At 63.1% G+C, this 18,208-nt stretch carries 13 protein-coding genes and 1 tRNA gene; all 14 read left to right on the top strand.

The genetic code is table 11. The annotated features are described in order from the left end of the window. Positions 1–62 precede the first annotated feature (62 nt). Positions 63–138: transfer RNA gene (locus tag CBY09_RS11025), tRNA-Trp, on the top strand. 91 nt (positions 139–229) lie between these two features. Beyond that, on the top strand, positions 230–616 hold the full coding sequence (gene secE, locus CBY09_RS11020; protein WP_094289383.1) for a preprotein translocase subunit SecE: 387 nt from the start codon (positions 230–232) through the stop codon (positions 614–616). After that, positions 613–1,209, top strand: coding sequence for a transcription termination/antitermination protein NusG (gene nusG / locus CBY09_RS11015; protein ID WP_094289381.1), 597 nt, complete (start codon positions 613–615; stop codon positions 1,207–1,209). Before secE ends, nusG begins: the two co-directional genes overlap by 4 nt. A 159-nt stretch (positions 1,210–1,368) precedes the next feature. Next, positions 1,369–1,800 carry a 50S ribosomal protein L11 gene (rplK, locus tag CBY09_RS11010; RefSeq protein ID WP_094289379.1) on the top strand — a complete coding sequence of 144 codons (432 nt, stop codon included), beginning with the start codon at positions 1,369–1,371 and terminating at the stop codon, positions 1,798–1,800. Between the two features lies 1 nt (position 1,801). Then, complete coding sequence (rplA, locus tag CBY09_RS11005) at positions 1,802–2,497, top strand: 50S ribosomal protein L1 (RefSeq protein ID WP_094289377.1); 696 nt, start codon at positions 1,802–1,804, stop codon at positions 2,495–2,497. A gap of 239 nt (positions 2,498–2,736) precedes the next feature. Next, positions 2,737–3,261 (top strand): 50S ribosomal protein L10, encoded by a 525-nt coding sequence (gene rplJ / locus CBY09_RS11000; protein WP_063459214.1) that lies wholly within the window; start codon positions 2,737–2,739, stop codon positions 3,259–3,261. Between the two features lie 40 nt (positions 3,262–3,301). Further along, on the top strand, positions 3,302–3,679 hold the full coding sequence (rplL, locus tag CBY09_RS10995; RefSeq protein ID WP_005797571.1) for a 50S ribosomal protein L7/L12: 378 nt from the start codon (positions 3,302–3,304) through the stop codon (positions 3,677–3,679). Between the two features lie 267 nt (positions 3,680–3,946). Beyond that, the gene (gene rpoB / locus CBY09_RS10990; RefSeq protein ID WP_094289375.1) at positions 3,947–8,059 is read left to right on the top strand and encodes a DNA-directed RNA polymerase subunit beta; all 4,113 of its coding nucleotides are present in this window, start codon (positions 3,947–3,949) and stop codon (positions 8,057–8,059) included. A gap of 21 nt (positions 8,060–8,080) precedes the next feature. Then, on the top strand, positions 8,081–12,316 hold the full coding sequence (gene rpoC, locus CBY09_RS10985; protein ID WP_094289373.1) for a DNA-directed RNA polymerase subunit beta': 4,236 nt from the start codon (positions 8,081–8,083) through the stop codon (positions 12,314–12,316). A 154-nt stretch (positions 12,317–12,470) separates the two neighbouring features. Continuing rightward, entirely contained in the window at positions 12,471–13,067 is a 597-nt protein-coding gene (locus tag CBY09_RS10980) for a LemA family protein (protein WP_094289460.1), read from the top strand. A gap of 32 nt (positions 13,068–13,099) precedes the next feature. After that, positions 13,100–14,545: a 16S rRNA (cytosine(967)-C(5))-methyltransferase RsmB gene (rsmB, locus tag CBY09_RS10975; protein WP_094289371.1), complete on the top strand. Its 1,446-nt coding sequence runs from the start codon at positions 13,100–13,102 to the stop codon at positions 14,543–14,545. A gap of 43 nt (positions 14,546–14,588) precedes the next feature. Next, positions 14,589–15,170: a DUF4390 domain-containing protein gene (locus tag CBY09_RS10970; protein WP_420807447.1), complete on the top strand. Its 582-nt coding sequence runs from the start codon at positions 14,589–14,591 to the stop codon at positions 15,168–15,170. After that, positions 15,167–17,461: a sensor histidine kinase gene (locus CBY09_RS10965; RefSeq protein WP_094289367.1), complete on the top strand. Its 2,295-nt coding sequence runs from the start codon at positions 15,167–15,169 to the stop codon at positions 17,459–17,461. Before CBY09_RS10970 ends, CBY09_RS10965 begins: the two co-directional genes overlap by 4 nt. 45 nt (positions 17,462–17,506) lie before the next feature. Further along, positions 17,507–18,190: a response regulator gene (locus tag CBY09_RS10960; RefSeq protein ID WP_094289365.1), complete on the top strand. Its 684-nt coding sequence runs from the start codon at positions 17,507–17,509 to the stop codon at positions 18,188–18,190. The last annotated feature ends 18 nt before the right edge of the window (positions 18,191–18,208 follow it).

The following is an 18,208-nucleotide window of genomic DNA, read 5'->3' as shown; positions in this document are numbered from 1 at the left end:
GGCGGCCGCACGGTGGGCGCTGGCGTCGTGGCCAAGATCATTGCCTAATTGGCAAGGTATATAGGGGTATAGCTCAATTGGCAGAGCGTCGGTCTCCAAAACCGAAGGTTGTAGGTTCGATTCCTACTGCCCCTGCCACTTGAAAGTGGCCCACAACAAGCCCGCCAGACCCTGGCGGGCTTCGGTGTCTTAAGTGATGCCGTGAATCGGAAGCAGGAAACACTCAAAGATGGCCACATCACAGGTTGAAACTGTCAATACAGGCGCAGACAAGGCCAAGCTCGCAGCGGTGGTGGCCTTGGTCATTGCATCGGTAGCGGGCTTTTATTTGCTGGGCAAGCAAGGTGCGGTGGTGCAGTGGGCTGCGCTGATCGTGGGCTTGATTGCGGCGGCGGGTGTTTTTCTGGTGTCGGAGTCGGGGCGTCAATTTGTCGCTTTTGCGAAAGATGCATGGCGTGAAGTCAAGAAGGTTGTCTGGCCGACGCGCAAGGAAACCCTGCAGATGACCGCGTATGTGTTCGCCTTTGTGGTGATCATGGCGCTGTTCCTGTGGTTCACTGACAAGACCCTGGAGTGGGTTTTGTACGACTTGATTTTGGGCTGGAGAAAGTCATGACGACCGCTGCGGAAATCACTGGAGCAGAAGCTCCTGCAGGCGCTTCTGCTTCGGCAAATCCCGATTTGCGTTGGTACATTGTTCACGCCTACTCTGGTATGGAGAAAGCGGTGGAGCGCAACATCCAGGAGCGCATCAGCCGCTCGGGGATGCAGGACAAGTTTGGCCGCATTCTGGTGCCGACCGAAGAGGTCGTTGAAATGAAGAACGGCCAGCGCAAGACGACAGAGCGTCGTTTGTTCCCTGGCTATGTGTTCGTTGAAATGATCATGGACGACGACACCTGGCACTTGGTGAAGCACACCAACAAGGTGACGGGTTTTGTGGGGGGGGCCAAGAATCGCCCCGCCCCGATCTCGGAAGACGAAGTGCAAAAGATCGTCAGCCAGATGCAGGAAGGTACCGACAAGCCCCGCCACAAGATCGAATTCATGGTCGGTGAGCTGGTTCGCGTCAAGGAAGGTCCGTTCACGGACTTCAATGGCTCTGTCGAAGAAGTCAACTACGAAAAGAGCCGCGTGCGCGTCTCCGTCATGATCTTTGGCCGCTCTACGCCGGTTGAGCTGGAATTTGGGCAGGTCGAGAAGACCTGAGCCTTTGATCTGAAGCCTGGCTTTTCAGGTTTTCGTGTCCAAAAAATGGATGCCGCACTTTTCGACTCGGTGCGGACATCGCGAAGGTGAGTCGTTAACCCCGGGGAGCCGGTGGCTGCATGGTGTAGCGCAGGCGTTATGACCCGTAAGGAGTAAAACATGGCGAAGAAAATCGTCGGTTTTATCAAGCTGCAAGTTCCAGCTGGTAAGGCCAATCCATCCCCACCAATCGGTCCCGCACTGGGCCAGCGTGGCCTCAACATCATGGAGTTCTGCAAGGCATTCAATGCCCAGACCCAGGGTGTCGAGCCCGGCCTGCCGCTGCCTGTGGTCATCACGGCTTTTGCAGACAAGAGCTTCACCTTCATCATCAAGACGCCGCCTGCGACGACTCTGATCAAGAAGGCCATCAAGCTCGAAAAGGGTTCTTCCAACGCACTGAAGGTCAAGGTCGGCAAGATCACGCGCGAACAGCTCGAAGAGATCGCCAAGACCAAGATGAAAGACATGAATGCTGCCAACGTCGACGCCGCTGTGCGCACGCTGGCTGGCTCTGCACGCTCGATGGGCGTGACGGTGGAGGGTTTGTAAGATGGCCAAGCTGACCAAGAAGCAAAAAGCCCTGCAAGGCAAGGTTGACAGCACCAAGCTGTACGCATTCGCCGACGCAGTTGCAATCGTGAAGGAAGCCGCTACGGCCAAGTTCGACGAATCCATCGATGTAGCCGTTCAGCTGGGCATCGATGCCAAGAAGTCCGACCAAGTGGTTCGTGGCGCCGTGGTGCTGCCTAACGGTACCGGCAAGACGACCCGCGTAGCCGTGTTCGCACAAGGTGCCAAGGCGGAAGAAGCAAAGGCCGCTGGCGCCGACATCGTTGGCATGGACGACCTGGCTGCCCAGGTCAAGGCTGGTGACATGCCTTTCGACGTGGTGATCGCCGCCCCTGACGCAATGCGCGTTGTGGGTACGCTGGGTCAGATCCTGGGCCCACGTGGCCTGATGCCTAACCCCAAGGTGGGCACCGTGACGCCTGACGTTGCTACGGCTGTGAAGAACGCCAAGGCAGGTCAAGTGCAGTTCCGCGTGGACAAGGCCGGCATCGTGCACAGCACGATCGGTCGTCGCTCGTTCGACAACGAAAAGCTGCAAGGCAATCTGGCTGCACTGATCGAAGCTCTGAACAAGGCAAAGCCCGCAACCAGCAAGGGCCTGTACCTGCGCAAGGTCGCTGTGTCCTCCACGATGGGCGTTGGCGTCCGCGTGGATACGCAATCCATCGCAGCGTAATTGCGATAAGAAATCTTCAGGTCTGTCAAAAGGCCTGATGTGGTGGGCTGGTGGTGCTGTTACAGGTGCCTTCAGGCCATCCAAGACCGTTGGTGTGCAACTTGTTTGTGCTTAATCCCTCTGGGGCCAACGCAGATGGCGATCCCGCTGCAGATGGAATCCGTTCCGAAACAGTTGGTCGCTGCAACAAGAGCGCGCATGAGGGTGAAAACCCAAGTGCGCAATTTAAGGAGTAGACCTTGAGTCTTAATCGCAGTGAGAAAGAAGCGGTCATCAGTGAAGTGACCAGCCTCGCCGCTAAAGCTCAAACGCTTGTGATCGCGGAATACCGTGGCATCACGGTCGCCGACATGACCAAACTGCGCGTGGAAGCTCGCAGCAAGGGCGTGAGCCTGAGTGTTCTGAAGAACACCCTGGCCCGCCGTGCTGTGGCTGGCAGCCAGTTCGACGTGGTAGCAGACCAGATGACCGGTCCTCTGATCTATGGCTTCTCCGAAGACGCCGTGGCAGCCGCGAAAGTGGTGGCCGATTTCTCGAAGACCAACGACAAGCTGGTGATTCGTGGTGGCGCTTTCGGTGGTAAAGCCCTGGACGTCAACGGCGTTAAGCAACTGGCCAACATCCCTTCCAAGGAAGTGCTGCTGGCTCAGATTTGTGGCTTGCTTATGTCCCCCATGTCGCGTACGGCCGTTGTGCTGGGCGCACTGGCGGCGAAAAAAGGCGAAGGCGCAGCCGCTCCGGCCGCCGAACCTGTCGCGGCTTGAACGCTCGGCAGTTAACCAACAAAATTGTTAGGAAATCAAAATGGCATTCGACAAAGACGCATTCTTGACCGCGCTGGACAGCATGACGGTCCTGGAACTCAATGACCTGGTGAAGGCCATTGAAGAGAAGTTTGGTGTGAGCGCTGCAGCCATGGCTGCTCCTGCTGCTGCCGGTGGTGGCGCTGGCGCTGCTGCTGCTGAAGAAAAGACGGAATTCAACGTGGTGCTGACCGACGCTGGCGCCAACAAGGTGTCCGTCATCAAGGCAGTGCGTGAAATCACGGGTCTGGGCCTCAAGGAAGCCAAGGACCTGGTGGACGGCGCTCCCAAGAACGTCAAGGAAGGCATTGCCAAGGCTGACGCCGAAGCTGCCGTCAAGAAGCTGGTGGAAGCTGGCGCCAAGGCCGAACTCAAGTAATTCGGTCCCGCTCAAGGGCTGGAGTGCTCCTCAAAGGGCCTCCAGCCTTTGGTGCTTTCAGAGCGCACCCGCAAGCCCCGCCCATTGTTGGGGTTTGCGAGTGTCTTCTGTCAATCCCGACAGCAGAAGACGCCTTGGTTCGGGTGATGTGCAACGCATCACCGTCCGCCATGGTTGGTAGTGGCCAACCGCCAAGCCCGCAAAGACAGCGCTCCTTGCGGGTCAGTCGTCGAAGACCCAGGACTCATGTCTTTGCCCGGAGATCTCATGGCCTATTCCTACACCGAACGCAAGCGAATTCGCAAAAGTTTCGGCACCCGCGATAGCGTGCTCGAAGTTCCCTATCTGCTGCAGATGCAGAAGGACGCATACACCGCTTTCCTGCAGGCTGATAAAGCACCCCAGAAAAGAACCATCGAAGGCCTTCAGGCTGCATTCGACGCTGCCTTCCCCATCGTCTCCCACAACGGTTTTGTGGAGATGAAGTTCATCGAATACAACCTGGCCAAGCCCGCCTTCGACGTGCGCGAGTGCCAGACCCGTGGTCTGACCTTCGCTTCGGCGGTGCGTGCCAAGGTCCAGCTGATCATCTATGACCGCGAGTCTTCCACGTCGCAGTCCAAGGTGGTCAAGGAAGTGAAGGAGCAAGAGGTCTACATGGGCGAAGTGCCCCTGATGACCGACAAGGGTTCCTTCATCATCAACGGCACCGAGCGTGTGATCGTCTCGCAGCTGCACCGCTCGCCAGGCGTGTTCTTCGAACACGACAAGGGCAAGACGCACAGCTCGGGCAAGCTGCTGTTCTCGGCGCGGATCATCCCCTACCGTGGTTCGTGGCTCGACTTCGAATTCGATCCGAAGGACATCCTGTATTTCCGCGTGGACCGTCGCCGCAAGATGCCGGTCACGATCCTGCTCAAGGCCATTGGCCTGAACCCCGAGTCCATCCTGGCGAACTTCTTCGTCAACGACAACTTCCGTCTGATGGACAGCGGCGCGCAGATGGAGTTTGTCTCCGAGCGCCTGCGGGGTGAAGTGGCCCGTTTTGACATCACCGACAAGTCGGGCAAGGTCGTCGTGGCCAAGGACAAGCGCGTCACGGCCCGCCACACCCGCGAACTGGAGCAGTCCGGTACCACGCACATCAGCGTGCCCGAAGACTTCCTGATCGGCCGCGTGGTGGCCCGCAACATTGTGGATGCCGACACCGGTGAAATCATCGCCAAGGCGAATGATGAGCTGACCGAAGCGCTGCTCAAGAAGCTGCGCAGCGCCGGTGTGCAGGATGTGCAGTGCATCTACACCAACGAACTCGACCAGGGCGCGTACATGTCGCAGACCCTGCGCATCGACGAAACGGTGGACGAGTTCGCTGCGCGCGTGGCCATCTACCGCATGATGCGCCCCGGCGAGCCGCCAACGGAAGACGCCGTGCAGGCCCTGTTCCAGCGCCTGTTCTACAACCCCGACACCTACGACCTGTCGCGCGTGGGCCGTATGAAGTTCAACGCCAAGATCGGCCGCGACGAATCCACCGGCCCCATGGTGCTGTCCAATGAAGACATCTTGGCCGTGGTCAAGATCCTGGTGGACCTGCGCAACGGCAACGGCGAAGTCGATGACATCGACCACTTGGGCAACCGCCGCGTGCGCTGCGTGGGCGAACTGGCCGAGAACCAGTACCGCACCGGCCTGGCACGTATCGAGAAGGCCGTGAAGGAACGTCTGGGCCAGGCCGAGCAAGAACCGCTCATGCCCCACGACCTGATCAACAGCAAGCCGATCTCGGCCGCCCTGAAGGAATTCTTCGGCGCCTCGCAGCTGTCGCAGTTCATGGACCAGACCAACCCACTGGCCGAAATCACGCACAAGCGCCGCGTCTCGGCCCTGGGCCCAGGCGGTCTGACCCGCGAACGCGCAGGCTTCGAAGTGCGCGACGTGCACGTGACCCACTACGGCCGTGTCTGCCCCATCGAAACGCCTGAAGGCCCGAACATCGGCCTGATCAACTCGCTGGCCTTGTACGCCCGCTTGAACGAGTACGGTTTCATCGAAACGCCGTACCGCCGCGTGGCCGATGGCAAGGTGACGAACGAGATCGACTACCTGTCGGCCATCGAAGAAGGCAAGTACGTGATCGCGCAGGCCAACGCCACCCTGGACAAGGATGGCCGCCTGACGGGTGAGCTGGTCTCTGCCCGTGAAAAGGGTGAATCCATCCTGTGCGGCGCCGATCGCGTGCAGTACATGGACGTGTCGCCTGCACAGATCGTGTCGGTGGCCGCATCGCTGGTTCCGTTCCTGGAGCACGACGACGCGAACCGCGCGCTGATGGGCGCCAACATGTCGCGCCAGGCCGTGCCTGTGCTGCGCCCCGAAAAGCCCCTGGTGGGCACGGGTATCGAGCGCGTGGCTGCTGTGGACTCGGGCACCGTGGTCACCGCCAACCGTGGCGGTATCGTGGACTACGTGGATGCCACCCGCATCGTGGTGCGCGTGAACGACGACGAAGCCGTGGCCGGTGAAGTGGGTGTGGACATCTACAACCTCATCAAGTACCAGCGTTCCAACCAGAACACGAACATCCACCAGCGCCCCATCGTCAAGAAGGGCGACAAGCTGGTCAAGGGTGACGTGGTGGCCGATGGCGCATCGACGGACTTTGGCGAAATCGCCATCGGCCAGAACATGCTGATCGCCTTCATGCCCTGGAACGGCTACAACTTCGAAGACTCGATCCTGATCTCTGAACGCGTAGTGGCCGAAGACCGGTACACCTCGATCCACATCGAGGAACTGGTGGTCATGGCCCGCGACACGAAGCTGGGCGCCGAAGAAATCACGCGCGACATTCCGAACCTGTCGGAACAGCAGCTGAACCGCCTGGACGAGTCCGGCATCATCTACGTGGGCGCCGAAGTGCAACCCGGCGACACGCTGGTCGGCAAGGTCACGCCCAAGGGCGAGACCACCCTCACGCCTGAAGAGAAGCTGCTGCGCGCCATCTTCGGCGAGAAGGCTTCCGACGTGAAGGACACCTCGCTGCGCGTGGACCAGGGCTCGTCGGGCACCGTGATCGACGTGCAGGTCTTCACCCGCGAAGGCATCCAGCGCGACAAGCGCGCCCAGCAGATCATTGATGACGAACTCAAGCGCTTCCGCCTGGACCTGAACGACCAGCTGCGCATCGTCGAGGCCGATGCCTTCGACCGTATCGAAAAGCTGCTGACCGGCCGCGTGGCCAATGGCGGCCCGCAAAAGCTGGCCAAGGGCACGAAGATCGACAAGGCCTACCTGGCCTCCGTCGAGAAGTTCCACTGGTTCGACATCCGCCCTGCGGAAGACGAAGTGGCCACCCAGCTCGAATCCATCAAGAACGCGCTGGAGCAGACGCGCCACAGCTTCGACCTGGCTTTCGAAGAAAAGCGCAAGAAGCTCACGCAAGGCGACGAGCTGCCTGCGGGCGTGCTCAAGATGGTCAAGGTGTACCTGGCCGTCAAGCGCCGCCTGCAGCCTGGTGACAAGATGGCCGGCCGCCACGGCAACAAGGGTGTGGTGTCCAAGATCGTTCCGGTCGAAGACATGCCTTACATGGCCGACGGCACGCCTGCCGACATCGTTCTGAACCCGCTGGGCGTGCCTTCGCGGATGAACATCGGCCAAGTGCTGGAAGTCCACCTGGGCTGGGCCGGCAAGGGCATTGGCCAGCGCATTGGCGACATGCTGCGCGAGCAGGCCAAGGCGGCTGAGCTGCGCAAGTTCCTCGAAGAGGTCTACAACTCGCGTGGCCGTAAGGAAGATCTGTCGCAGCTCAGCGACGACGACCTGATGGCCATGGCGGAAAACTTGACCAACGGTGTGCCTTACGCAACGCCTGTGTTCGATGGTGCTTCGGAAGAAGAAATCAAGGACATGCTCAAGATCGCCTACCCGGACGACATCGCCGAACGCAAGGGCCTCACGTCCACGCGCACCCAGGCGTACCTGTTCGACGGCCGCACGGGCGAGCGCTTTGAGCGCCCGACGACCATCGGCTACATGCACTACCTGAAGCTGCACCACTTGGTGGACGACAAGATGCATGCCCGCTCCACCGGCCCGTACTCGCTCGTCACGCAGCAGCCGCTGGGCGGCAAGGCCCAGTTCGGTGGCCAGCGTTTCGGGGAAATGGAAGTGTGGGCGCTGGAAGCTTACGGCGCCGCCTATGTGCTGCAGGAAATGCTTACCGTCAAGTCCGACGACGTGGTGGGCCGTACCAAGGTATACGAATCCATCGTCAAGGGCGAACACGCCATCGAAGCCGGCATGCCGGAATCGTTCAACGTGCTGGTCAAGGAAATCCGTTCGCTGGGCCTGGACATCGAGCTGGAACGCTCCTAAGCAGAAAAGGAAAGAGTCACTATGAAATCGCTACTCGACCTGTTCAAGCAATTCACGCCGGACGAGCATTTCGATGCCATCCGCATCGGCATGGCTTCGCCCGAGAAGATCCGTTCGTGGTCTTTCGGCGAAGTGAAGAAGCCCGAGACCATCAACTACCGCACGTTCAAGCCCGAGCGTGACGGCCTGTTTTGCGCCAAGATCTTCGGCCCCATCAAGGACTACGAGTGCCTGTGCGGCAAGTACAAGCGCCTGAAGCACCGTGGTGTGATCTGCGAGAAGTGCGGCGTGGAAGTCACGCAGACCAAGGTGCGCCGCGAGCGCATGGGCCACATCGACCTGGCCGCGCCTTGCGCCCACATCTGGTTCCTGAAGTCGCTGCCTTCGCGCCTGGGCCTGGTGCTCGACATGACGCTGCGCGACATCGAACGCGTGCTGTATTTCGAAGCCTACGTGGTGACCGATCCCGGCATGACCCCGCTGAAGAAGTTCAGCATCATGTCCGAGGACGACTACGACGCGAAGCGCAAGGAATACGGTGACGAGTTCATCGCCAAGATGGGCGCGGAAGGTATCAAGGACCTGCTCGAATCCATCGACATCGACCTGTCGATCGAGAAGCTGCGCGGCGACCTGACCGGCTCCGAAGTCAAGGTCAAGAAGAACGCGAAGCGCCTGAAGGTGCTGGAAGCGTTCAAGAAGTCCGGCATCAAGCCCGAGTGGATGGTGCTCGAAGTGCTGCCCGTTCTGCCACCGGACCTGCGTCCGCTGGTGCCACTGGACGGCGGCCGCTTTGCGACCTCCGACCTGAACGACCTGTACCGCCGCGTCATCAACCGCAATTCGCGTCTGCGCCGCCTGCTGGAGCTCAAGGCCCCAGAAATCATCGCGCGCAACGAAAAGCGGATGCTGCAGGAAGCTGTTGACTCGCTGCTGGACAACGGCCGCCGTGGCAAGGCCATGACGGGCGCCAACAAGCGTGCGCTGAAGTCCCTGGCCGACATGATCAAGGGCAAGAGCGGTCGCTTCCGCCAGAACTTGCTGGGCAAGCGCGTGGACTACTCTGGTCGTTCCGTGATTACCGTGGGCCCAACGCTCAAGCTGCACCAGTGCGGTCTGCCCAAGCTGATGGCTCTGGAGCTGTTCAAGCCTTTCATCTTCTCGCGCCTCGAAGCCATGGGCATCGCGACGACGATCAAGGCCGCCAAGAAGGAAGTCGAATCCGGCACCCCCGTGGTGTGGGACATCCTGGAAGAGGTCATCAAGGAACACCCCGTGATGCTGAACCGTGCGCCTACGCTGCACCGTCTGGGCATCCAGGCCTTTGAGCCCATCCTGATCGAAGGCAAGGCCATCCAGCTGCACCCCCTCGTTTGCGCGGCCTTCAACGCCGACTTCGACGGTGACCAGATGGCTGTCCACGTCCCGCTGTCGGTGGAAGCGCAGATGGAAGCCCGCACGCTGATGCTGGCCTCCAACAACGTGCTGTTCCCCGCTTCGGGCGAACCCTCCATCGTGCCTTCGCAGGACGTGGTGCTGGGCTTGTACTACGCCACCCGCGACCGCATCAACGGCAAGGGCGAAGGCCTGGTGTTTGCGGACACCGGTGAAGTGCAGCGCGCGTTGGACGCAGGCCAGGTCGAACTGGCCGCCAAGATCACGGTGCGCATGACCGAGTGGAGCAAGAACAAGGAAACCGGCGAGTTCGAGCCATCGACTTCGCTGGTGGAAACCACCGTGGGCCGTGCGCTGCTGTCCGAGATCCTGCCCAAGGGCCTGCCGTTCTCCAACATGAACAAGGCGCTCAAGAAGAAGGAAATCTCGCGCCTGATCAACGTGTCCTTCCGCAAGTGCGGGTTGAAGGAGACGGTGGTGTTTGCCGACAAGCTGCTGCAAAACGGCTTCCGTCTGGCCACGCGCGCCGGTATTTCCATCGCCATTGACGACATGCTGGTGCCGCCCCAAAAGGCCGGCATCATCGAGCGCTCCGAGAAGGAAGTGAAGGAGATCGAGCAGCAGTACGTGTCCGGTCTGGTCACCTCTGGCGAGCGCTACAACAAGGTGGTGGACATCTGGGGCAAGGCCGGCGACGAAGTGTCCAAGGTGATGATGGCCCAGCTGTCCAAGCAGAAGGTCGTGGACCGCCATGGCAAGGAAGTGGATCAGGAGTCCTTCAACTCCATCTACATGATGGCCGACTCCGGTGCCCGGGGTTCTGCTGCGCAGATTCGCCAGGTGGCCGGTATGCGGGGTCTGATGGCCAAGCCAGACGGCTCGATCATCGAAACGCCTATCACCGCGAACTTCCGCGAAGGTCTGAACGTGCTGGAGTACTTCATCTCCACCCACGGTGCCCGTAAGGGTCTGGCCGACACGGCGTTGAAGACCGCCAACTCCGGTTACCTGACGCGCCGTCTGGTGGACGTGACGCAGGACCTGGTCGTGACGGAAGAAGATTGCGGCACCGCCAATGGCTCGCTGATGCGCGCCATCGTTGAAGGCGGTGAAGTGATCGAATCGCTGCGCGACCGTATCCTGGGCCGCACCGCAGCCGAAGACGTGCTGCACCCCGAAACCCGCGCCGTGCTGGTGTCTGCCGGTGTGATGCTGGAAGAAGACCTCATCGAGGAACTCGAAGCCGCTGGTGTGGACGAGGTGAAGGTGCGCACCGCGCTGACCTGCGAAACCCGCTACGGCCTGTGTGCCAAGTGCTATGGCCGCGACCTGGGCCGCGGCGGCCTGATCAACCTCGGCGAAGCCGTGGGTGTGATCGCTGCCCAGTCCATCGGTGAGCCCGGCACGCAGCTGACCATGCGTACCTTCCACATCGGTGGTGCCGCTTCGCGCGCTGCCATCGCATCGAGCGTGGAAGCCAAGTCCAACGGCGTGATCGGCTTCAACGCCACGATGCGCTACGTGAGCAACACCAAGGGCGAGCTCGTGGTGATTGCGCGTTCTGGTGAAATCATCATCCAGGACGAGCATGGCCGCGAACGCGAACGCCACAAGGTGCCTTACGGCGCGACGCTGACGGTGAAGGCCGACCAGACCATCAAGGCTGGCACCATCCTCGCCAACTGGGATCCGCTGACGCGCCCCATCATCACCGAGTTCGCCGGTCAGACCAAGTTCGAGAACGTCGAAGAAGGCCTGACGGTGGCCAAGCAGGTCGATGAAGTGACCGGCCTGTCCACGCTGGTGGTGATCGACCCCAAGCGCCGTGGCGCAGCCAAGGTCGTGCGTCCGCAGGTGAAGCTGATCGATGCCCAAGGCAACGAAGTGAAGATCCCTGGCACCGACCACTCGGTGACCATCGGCTTCCAGGTCGGCGCGCTGATCCAGGTGCGCGACGGCCAGGACGTGGGCCCCGGCGAAGTGCTGGCGCGTATTCCGGTCGAAGGCCAGAAGACCCGCGACATTACCGGCGGTCTGCCCCGCGTGGCCGAGCTGTTCGAAGCCCGTACGCCGAAGGACAAGGGCACGCTGGCCGAAATGACCGGCACGGTGTCGTTCGGCAAGGAAACCAAGGGCAAGGTCCGCCTGCAGATCACTGACCCCGAAGGCCGCGTGTTCGAAGAACTCGTGCCCAAGGAAAAGAACATCCTGGTGCACGAAGGCCAGGTGGTGAACAAGGGCGAATCGATTGTGGACGGCCCAGCCGACCCACAAGACATCCTGCGTTTGCTGGGGATCGAGGAACTCTCGCGCTACATCGTCGATGAAGTGCAGGACGTGTACCGCTTGCAGGGCGTGAAGATCAACGACAAGCACATCGAGGTGATCGTTCGCCAGATGCTGCGCCGCGTTGTGGTCGAGAATGTCGGCGAGTCGAACTACATCGCTGGCGAACAGGTCGAGCGCTCCGAGATCCTCAACACCAACGAGGCTCTGCAGTCCGAAGGCAAGATCCCCGCGACCTACAGCAACCTGCTGCTGGGTATCACGAAGGCATCGCTGTCCACCGACTCGTTCATCTCGGCCGCTTCCTTCCAGGAAACGACCCGCGTGCTCACCGAGGCTGCCATCATGGGCAAGCGCGACGAGCTGCGTGGCCTGAAGGAAAACGTGATCGTGGGCCGTCTGATCCCTGCCGGTACCGGCTTGGCTTACCACCAGGCACGCAAGGCCAAGGACGCCATGGACGACGCCGAGCGCCGCGCCATTGCCGAAGCCGAAGCGGCTGAAATGGCTGCCCAGTCTGACGCCTCCGAGGCCGACGGCAGCAGCGTCACCGCGACCGACGCAGCGGCCGACTAAGCCTTCCGGCTGTCACTGAAACGCTCCCGCCCTGTCCCCTGGCAGGCCGGGGGCGTTTTTCATGGAACGCCGGAACGCCCAGGTTCTTTCCTTTTTTTTCTCACCCCTTTTCCCGGGCTGGAGCGCGTGCAACCCGCGCCACCAGCAACTGCGCATGTTGTGGTCATCGCCCCTTTTCTGGATCGCTTTTGCCGTCCTCCTGTTTTGGGCCCTTGGGGCCTACAACCGCCTGATGCGGCTGCGCTCGGCGGTGGTGCAGTCGTTTGGCAGCTTCGACGCCCACATGGTGCGTCTGGTGGCGCTGCTGGGCGAGTTTGATGCCGCCATCGCCGTGCAGCGGGGGCGCTTGCTGGCCGGTGCGGGCGAGCAGGAGGTGGCGGCCTTACAAGGGGCCACCACTCAGCTCAGTGCCTCGCTGGCTGTGGCGCGCGCGCGCCCGCTGCAGCCCGAAGCCGTGGCGGCCCTGGCGGCTGCGCGCGATGTGTTGCTGGCCACCTGGCTGGGCGCCGTGGGCGTGGTGCAACCCCCCACAAGAGCGCTAGACGTGGCCCCCGCGCCCGAGGCAGCGGCGGAGCCCGCCCTCACGGCCCTGTCGATCTGGCAGATCCGCTGGGACGAGCACCAGCAGCAAAACACCCAGGCCATCCAAGTGTTCAACGATGCGGTGCGGCATTACAACGCAGCCATTGCGCAGTTCCCGGCCAGCCTGCTGGCATGGGTCTTTGGCTTCAAGGCGGCGCGCGCGCTGTAGCGCGGTCGCCGCAGCCGGTTTTCAGGACCACGATGAATCCTCCTTCTTCCCACCGACCAGGTCGCCCTGGCGGCAGCCACCCCTCCCGCCCGCCACGTCCGCGTAGCAATGGAGTGCCTTCGGGGGCGCTGAGCGCCACGCCGCCTGGCTCGGTGGCACTGTGGCAGCAGTTGACCGCTGTTGCGGGGGCCTTGCAGGCCATTCGCAGCGGCCAGTCCGGCACGGCGGCCCTCGCGGCAGTCGATGCGGGACTGCGCCCCGGGGTGCAGTCCCTGCTGTTCCAGGTGCTGCGGCAACTGGGCCGCGCCGACGCCCTGCGCCGGCAGCTGGCCACCCGCACGCCGCCACCCGCTGCCGATGCGCTGTTGTGCACGGCACTGGCGCTGGGCTGGAACCCGGACGAAGCGCCCTACGAAGCCTTCACCCTGGTCAACCAGGCCGTGGAGGCTGCCAAGCACCACCCCTCCACGCGGGCCCAGGCGTCGTTCATCAATGGCTGCTTGCGCCGCTTTCTGCGGGAGCGCGACGCCCTGGTGGCCGCCACCGACAACGACCCGGTGGCCCGCTTCAATCACCCGGCGTGGTGGATCCAGCGCCTGCGCAAGGACCATCCGCAGCAGTGGGAGCAGATCCTGCGGGCCAACAACGCCCACGCGCCCATGACGTTGCGGATTAATCAGCAAAAATGCACGCTACCGCGCTATCAGAAAGCGTTGAGTGCTATCAATTTAGAAGCATTTCCCGCCGGTGACATGGGCCTGGCCTTGCAGCACCCGGTACCCGTGCCATCGCTGCCCGGTTTTGCCGAGGGCTGGGCGTCGGTGCAGGACGCCGCCGCCCAGATGGCGGCGCCCTTGCTGCTGCAGGGGTTGGACCTGGCCCAGCCCCTGCGGGTGCTGGACGCCTGCGCCGCCCCCGGCGGCAAAACCGCGCACCTGCTGGAGATGGCCGCCCCCGGCGCGCCGATGCATGTCACGGCGCTGGAGGTTGATGCCACCCGCAGCGCCCGCATTGGCGACACGCTGCAGCGACTGGGGCTGAGCGCCCAGGTGCTGGTGGCCGATGCTGCACGCCCGCAGGACTGGTGGCAGGCGCATTGTGGTGGTGCTCTGTTCGATGCCATCTTGCTCGACGCACCCTGCACCGCATCCGGCATCGTGCGCCGCCACCCCGATGTGCGCTGGCTGCGCCGGGAGAGCGACATTGCCCAACTCGCCACTTTGCAGGCGCAGCTGCTGAAGGCCCTGTGGCCCCTGCTGCGCCCCGGTGGGCGCCTGCTGTACTGCACCTGCTCGGTGTTCCGCGCAGAAGGCGACGCCCAGGTGCAAACGTTTCTTGCGCACAACACCGATGCGCAATTGCAGCCTTCGCCGGGCCATTTAATTCCCGGCAACGCGGACAAGGGCGGGGCAGTCCCGGACAATCAGATCGGTGACCACGACGGATTTTTTTACGCACTGTTGCAAAAATCGCCGTAATGGGCCCGCTGGGGTCCATTGGTTGCTGTTTTGCGCCGCAGTTTTGTCGCTGTGCCTGTGGGGCGGGCTGCTGGCCCCCCCCGCCACGGCCGCCCAGGCCGCCAATGCCGAAGTGGGCGAGCTGCGCCTGGAGCGCGCCGAAGACGGCCTCTACCTCGGGGCCAACCTCCAGTTTGACCTGCCAGATCTGGCCGAAGATGCGCTCTACAAAGGCATCCCGATGTTTTTTGTGGCCGATGCGCAGGTGCTGCGCGACCGCTGGTACTGGTCCGACCGCCTTGTGGCCGAAACCACGCGCTACTTCCGGTTGAGCTACCAGCCGCTGACCCGCCGCTGGCGCCTCAACATCTCTGCCGTGCCTTTCACCAACAGCGGCCTGGGGGTGGTCCTGGGGCAGAACTTTGACAGTTACGATGAGGCGATGGCGTCCATTCAGCGATTTTCGCGCTGGAAGATTGCAGAACGTGATGTGATCGAGGCCGATGCCGTGCACACGGTCAACTTCCGCTTCCGGCTCGACATGTCCCAGCTGCCCCGTCCCTTCCAGATCGGCGCCGTGGGGCGCTCGGGCTGGAACCTGCTGGTGTCCCGCAGCCAGCGCCTGGGCGCGGAGCCGGCCAGGTGAGCACGGGCGGCACCCCGGCGGGCGCACCACCGTCCACCCACACCACCGCGCGCCAGTCCCGCGCCGTGCGCTGGGCTGTGGGCGTGGGGGCGGCCATCATGTCGGCCATCGGGCTGGTGCTGATGTTCCTGCTGACCTTGGCCACCAACAACCGGGCTTTGTACGAGCGCAACTACGCCTGGCTGTTTGGCGTGAACGTGTTTGTGGCCCTGCTGCTGCTGGGTGTGCTGGTCTGGGTGGCCGTACGGCTGGGCATGCGGCTGCGCAAGGGGCGGTTTGGCAGCCGCTTGCTGGTCAAGCTGGCCGCGATCTTTGCGGTGGTCGGGCTCATGCCGGGCCTGCTGATCTATGTGGTGTCTTACCAGTTCGTCACGCGCTCGATCGAAAGCTGGTTTGACGTGAAGGTCGAAGGAGCGCTCTCGGCCGGGGTCAGCCTGGCCCGCGTGTCGCTGGATTCGCTGGCCGCCGACATGGCAGCCAAGACCCGCAACGCCAGCACCCAGGTGGCCCAGGTGCCCGACGCCACGGCGGGCCTGGTGCTGGAGCGCATCCGCGACCAGCTGGGCGCAACCGACGTGGTGCTCTGGAATGCCGCAGGCCAGGCCGTGGCCAGTGCCGGGCAATCGCGCTTCAGCCTCAACCCCGAGCGGCCGGGGGCATCGCTGCTGCGCACCGTGCGCCAGCAGCGCGCTACGGCGCAGATCGAAGGGCTGGACGACATCGCCGACCCGGCGGCCGCGCAAAATGCACGCGTGAAAGTGCTGGCGCTGGTGGCCAGCCCCAGCGTGGGGCTGCTGGTGGAGCCCCGCTACCTGCAGGCCACGCTGCCGCTGCCGCCCGCGCTGGTGGCCAACGCGATTGCGGTGCAGGAGGCGAACCGCGAGTACCAGGAGCGCGCACTGGCGCGTGGCGGCTTGCGGCGCATGTATGTGGGCACGCTCACGCTCAGCCTGTTCCTCGCGGTGTTTGGTGCCGTGCTGCTGGCCGTGCTGCTGGGCAACCAGCTGGTGCGGCCACTGTTGGTGCTGGCTGAAGGCGTGCGCGAGGTGGCCGCTGGCAACCTCAGCCCCAAGGCGGCCTTGCAGGGCAAGGACGAGCTGGGCGGCCTCACGCGTTCGTTTGCGCTCATGACCCAGCAGCTGGCCGACGCGCGCCAGGCGGTGGAGCAAAGCATGGGTGAGGTGGACGCTGCCCGCGCCAACCTGCAGACCATCCTGGACAACCTCACGGCCGGGGTCATCGTGCTCGATGCCCAGGGGCTGATCCATTCCTCCAACCCCGGCGCCACCCGCATCCTGCGCGCACCCATGGCGGCGTTCGAGGGCCGCCCGCTGTCCGAGGTGCCGGGCCTGGCCGAGTTTGCCGCCGCCGTGCAGCGGCATTTCGATGCCTTCCTGGGCGACCACGAACGCCATGGCCTGGACCACTGGCAGCAGCCGTTTGAGCTGCACGCCTCGGCAGGCGGGGCCGGGCAACACGCCACCAGCCTCGTCGCGCGGGGCGCGGAGCTGCCCGATTCGGCCCGACTGTTGGTTTTTGACGACATTTCTGAAATCGTTTCTGCCCAGCGCGCGCAGGCCTGGGGCGAGGTCGCGCGGCGCCTTGCCCACGAAATCAAGAACCCCCTGACCCCCATCCAGCTGTCGGCCGAGCGGCTGGAAATGAAGCTCTCGGGCAAGCTGCCCGGGCCCGAACAGGCCATCCTCGCCAAGTCCGTCAAGACCATCGTGGACCAGGTCGATGCCATGAAGCGGCTGGTCAACGAGTTCCGCGACTACGCCCGCCTGCCCGCAGCAGAACTGCACGCGCTGGACCTCAATGCCCTGGTGGCCGATGTACTGCATTTGTATGGCGAAGAAAACGCCACAGTCCCTGTAGAAGCCGAGCTGGACCCGCGCTGCCCCTGGATTGCCGGTGACGCGCAGCAGCTGCGCCAGGTGGTGCACAACCTGCTGCAAAACGCGCAGGACGCTACCGAGCAGGCACGCACCGATGCCGCCGAGGCGGCGCTGCAACCGGTGCGCATCAGCACCCGCTGGAGCGAGTCCTCGCGGCGTGTGCGGCTCACCGTGACGGACAGCGGCGGGGGGTTTCCGGCCCACATCCTGCAGCGCGCCTTCGAGCCCTATGTCACCACCAAACCCCGGGGCACCGGCCTGGGTCTGGCCGTGGTGAAAAAGATCGCAGATGAGCACGGTGCGCGCATCGACCTGTCCAACCGCACCGACGACGGCGTGGTGCGCGGGGCCCAAGTGTCGTTATCATTCGCCCCTGTACCAGCGGTGGCGTGATAACAACACCGCCCCGCAGTCCCTCCCCAAGGCGCTTCAACACACATGGCAAACATTCTGGTGGTCGATGATGAGCTCGGCATTCGTGATCTGTTGTCGGAAATCCTGAACGACGAAGGTCACAGCGTAGACCTCGCAGAAAATGCGACCCAGGCCCGAAGCGCCCGCGCTGGCAACAGCTACGACCTGGTGCTGCTGGACATCTGGATGCCCGACACCGACGGCGTCTCGCTGCTCAAGGAGTGGGCGACCGCAGGCGTGCTCACCATGCCCGTGATCATGATGAGCGGCCACGCCACCATCGACACCGCTGTAGAAGCCACTCGCATCGGGGCGTTCTCGTTCCTCGAGAAACCCATCACCCTGCAAAAGCTCCTGAAGGCCGTAGAGCAGGGCCTGGCCCGCAACGCCGCCCACCAGGCCGCCCCCGTGGCTGCGGCCCAGGCACCCGCCGCTGCACCAGCCGACCCCACCTTTGCACAGATGCCCGCCGTTGCAACCGCCATGGCCGGTGTGGACGCAGGCCCTCATGCACACCAAGGCTTCGACCTGGACCGCCCCTTGCGCGAGGCGCGCGATGGCTTCGAGAAGGCCTACTTCGAGTTTCACCTCGCCCGCGAAGGCGGCTCCATGACCCGCGTGGCCGAGAAGACCGGCCTGGAGCGCACCCACCTGTACCGCAAGCTGCGCCAGCTGGGCGTGGACCTGGGCCGGGGCAAGCGCAATTAATTTCTGCAAACTTCCAAA

The organism is Acidovorax kalamii, from assembly GCF_002245625.1.
Taxonomy (GTDB): Bacteria; Pseudomonadota; Gammaproteobacteria; order Burkholderiales; family Burkholderiaceae_C; genus Acidovorax; species Acidovorax kalamii.
This window is presented reverse-complemented; position numbering and strand designations above follow the sequence as displayed.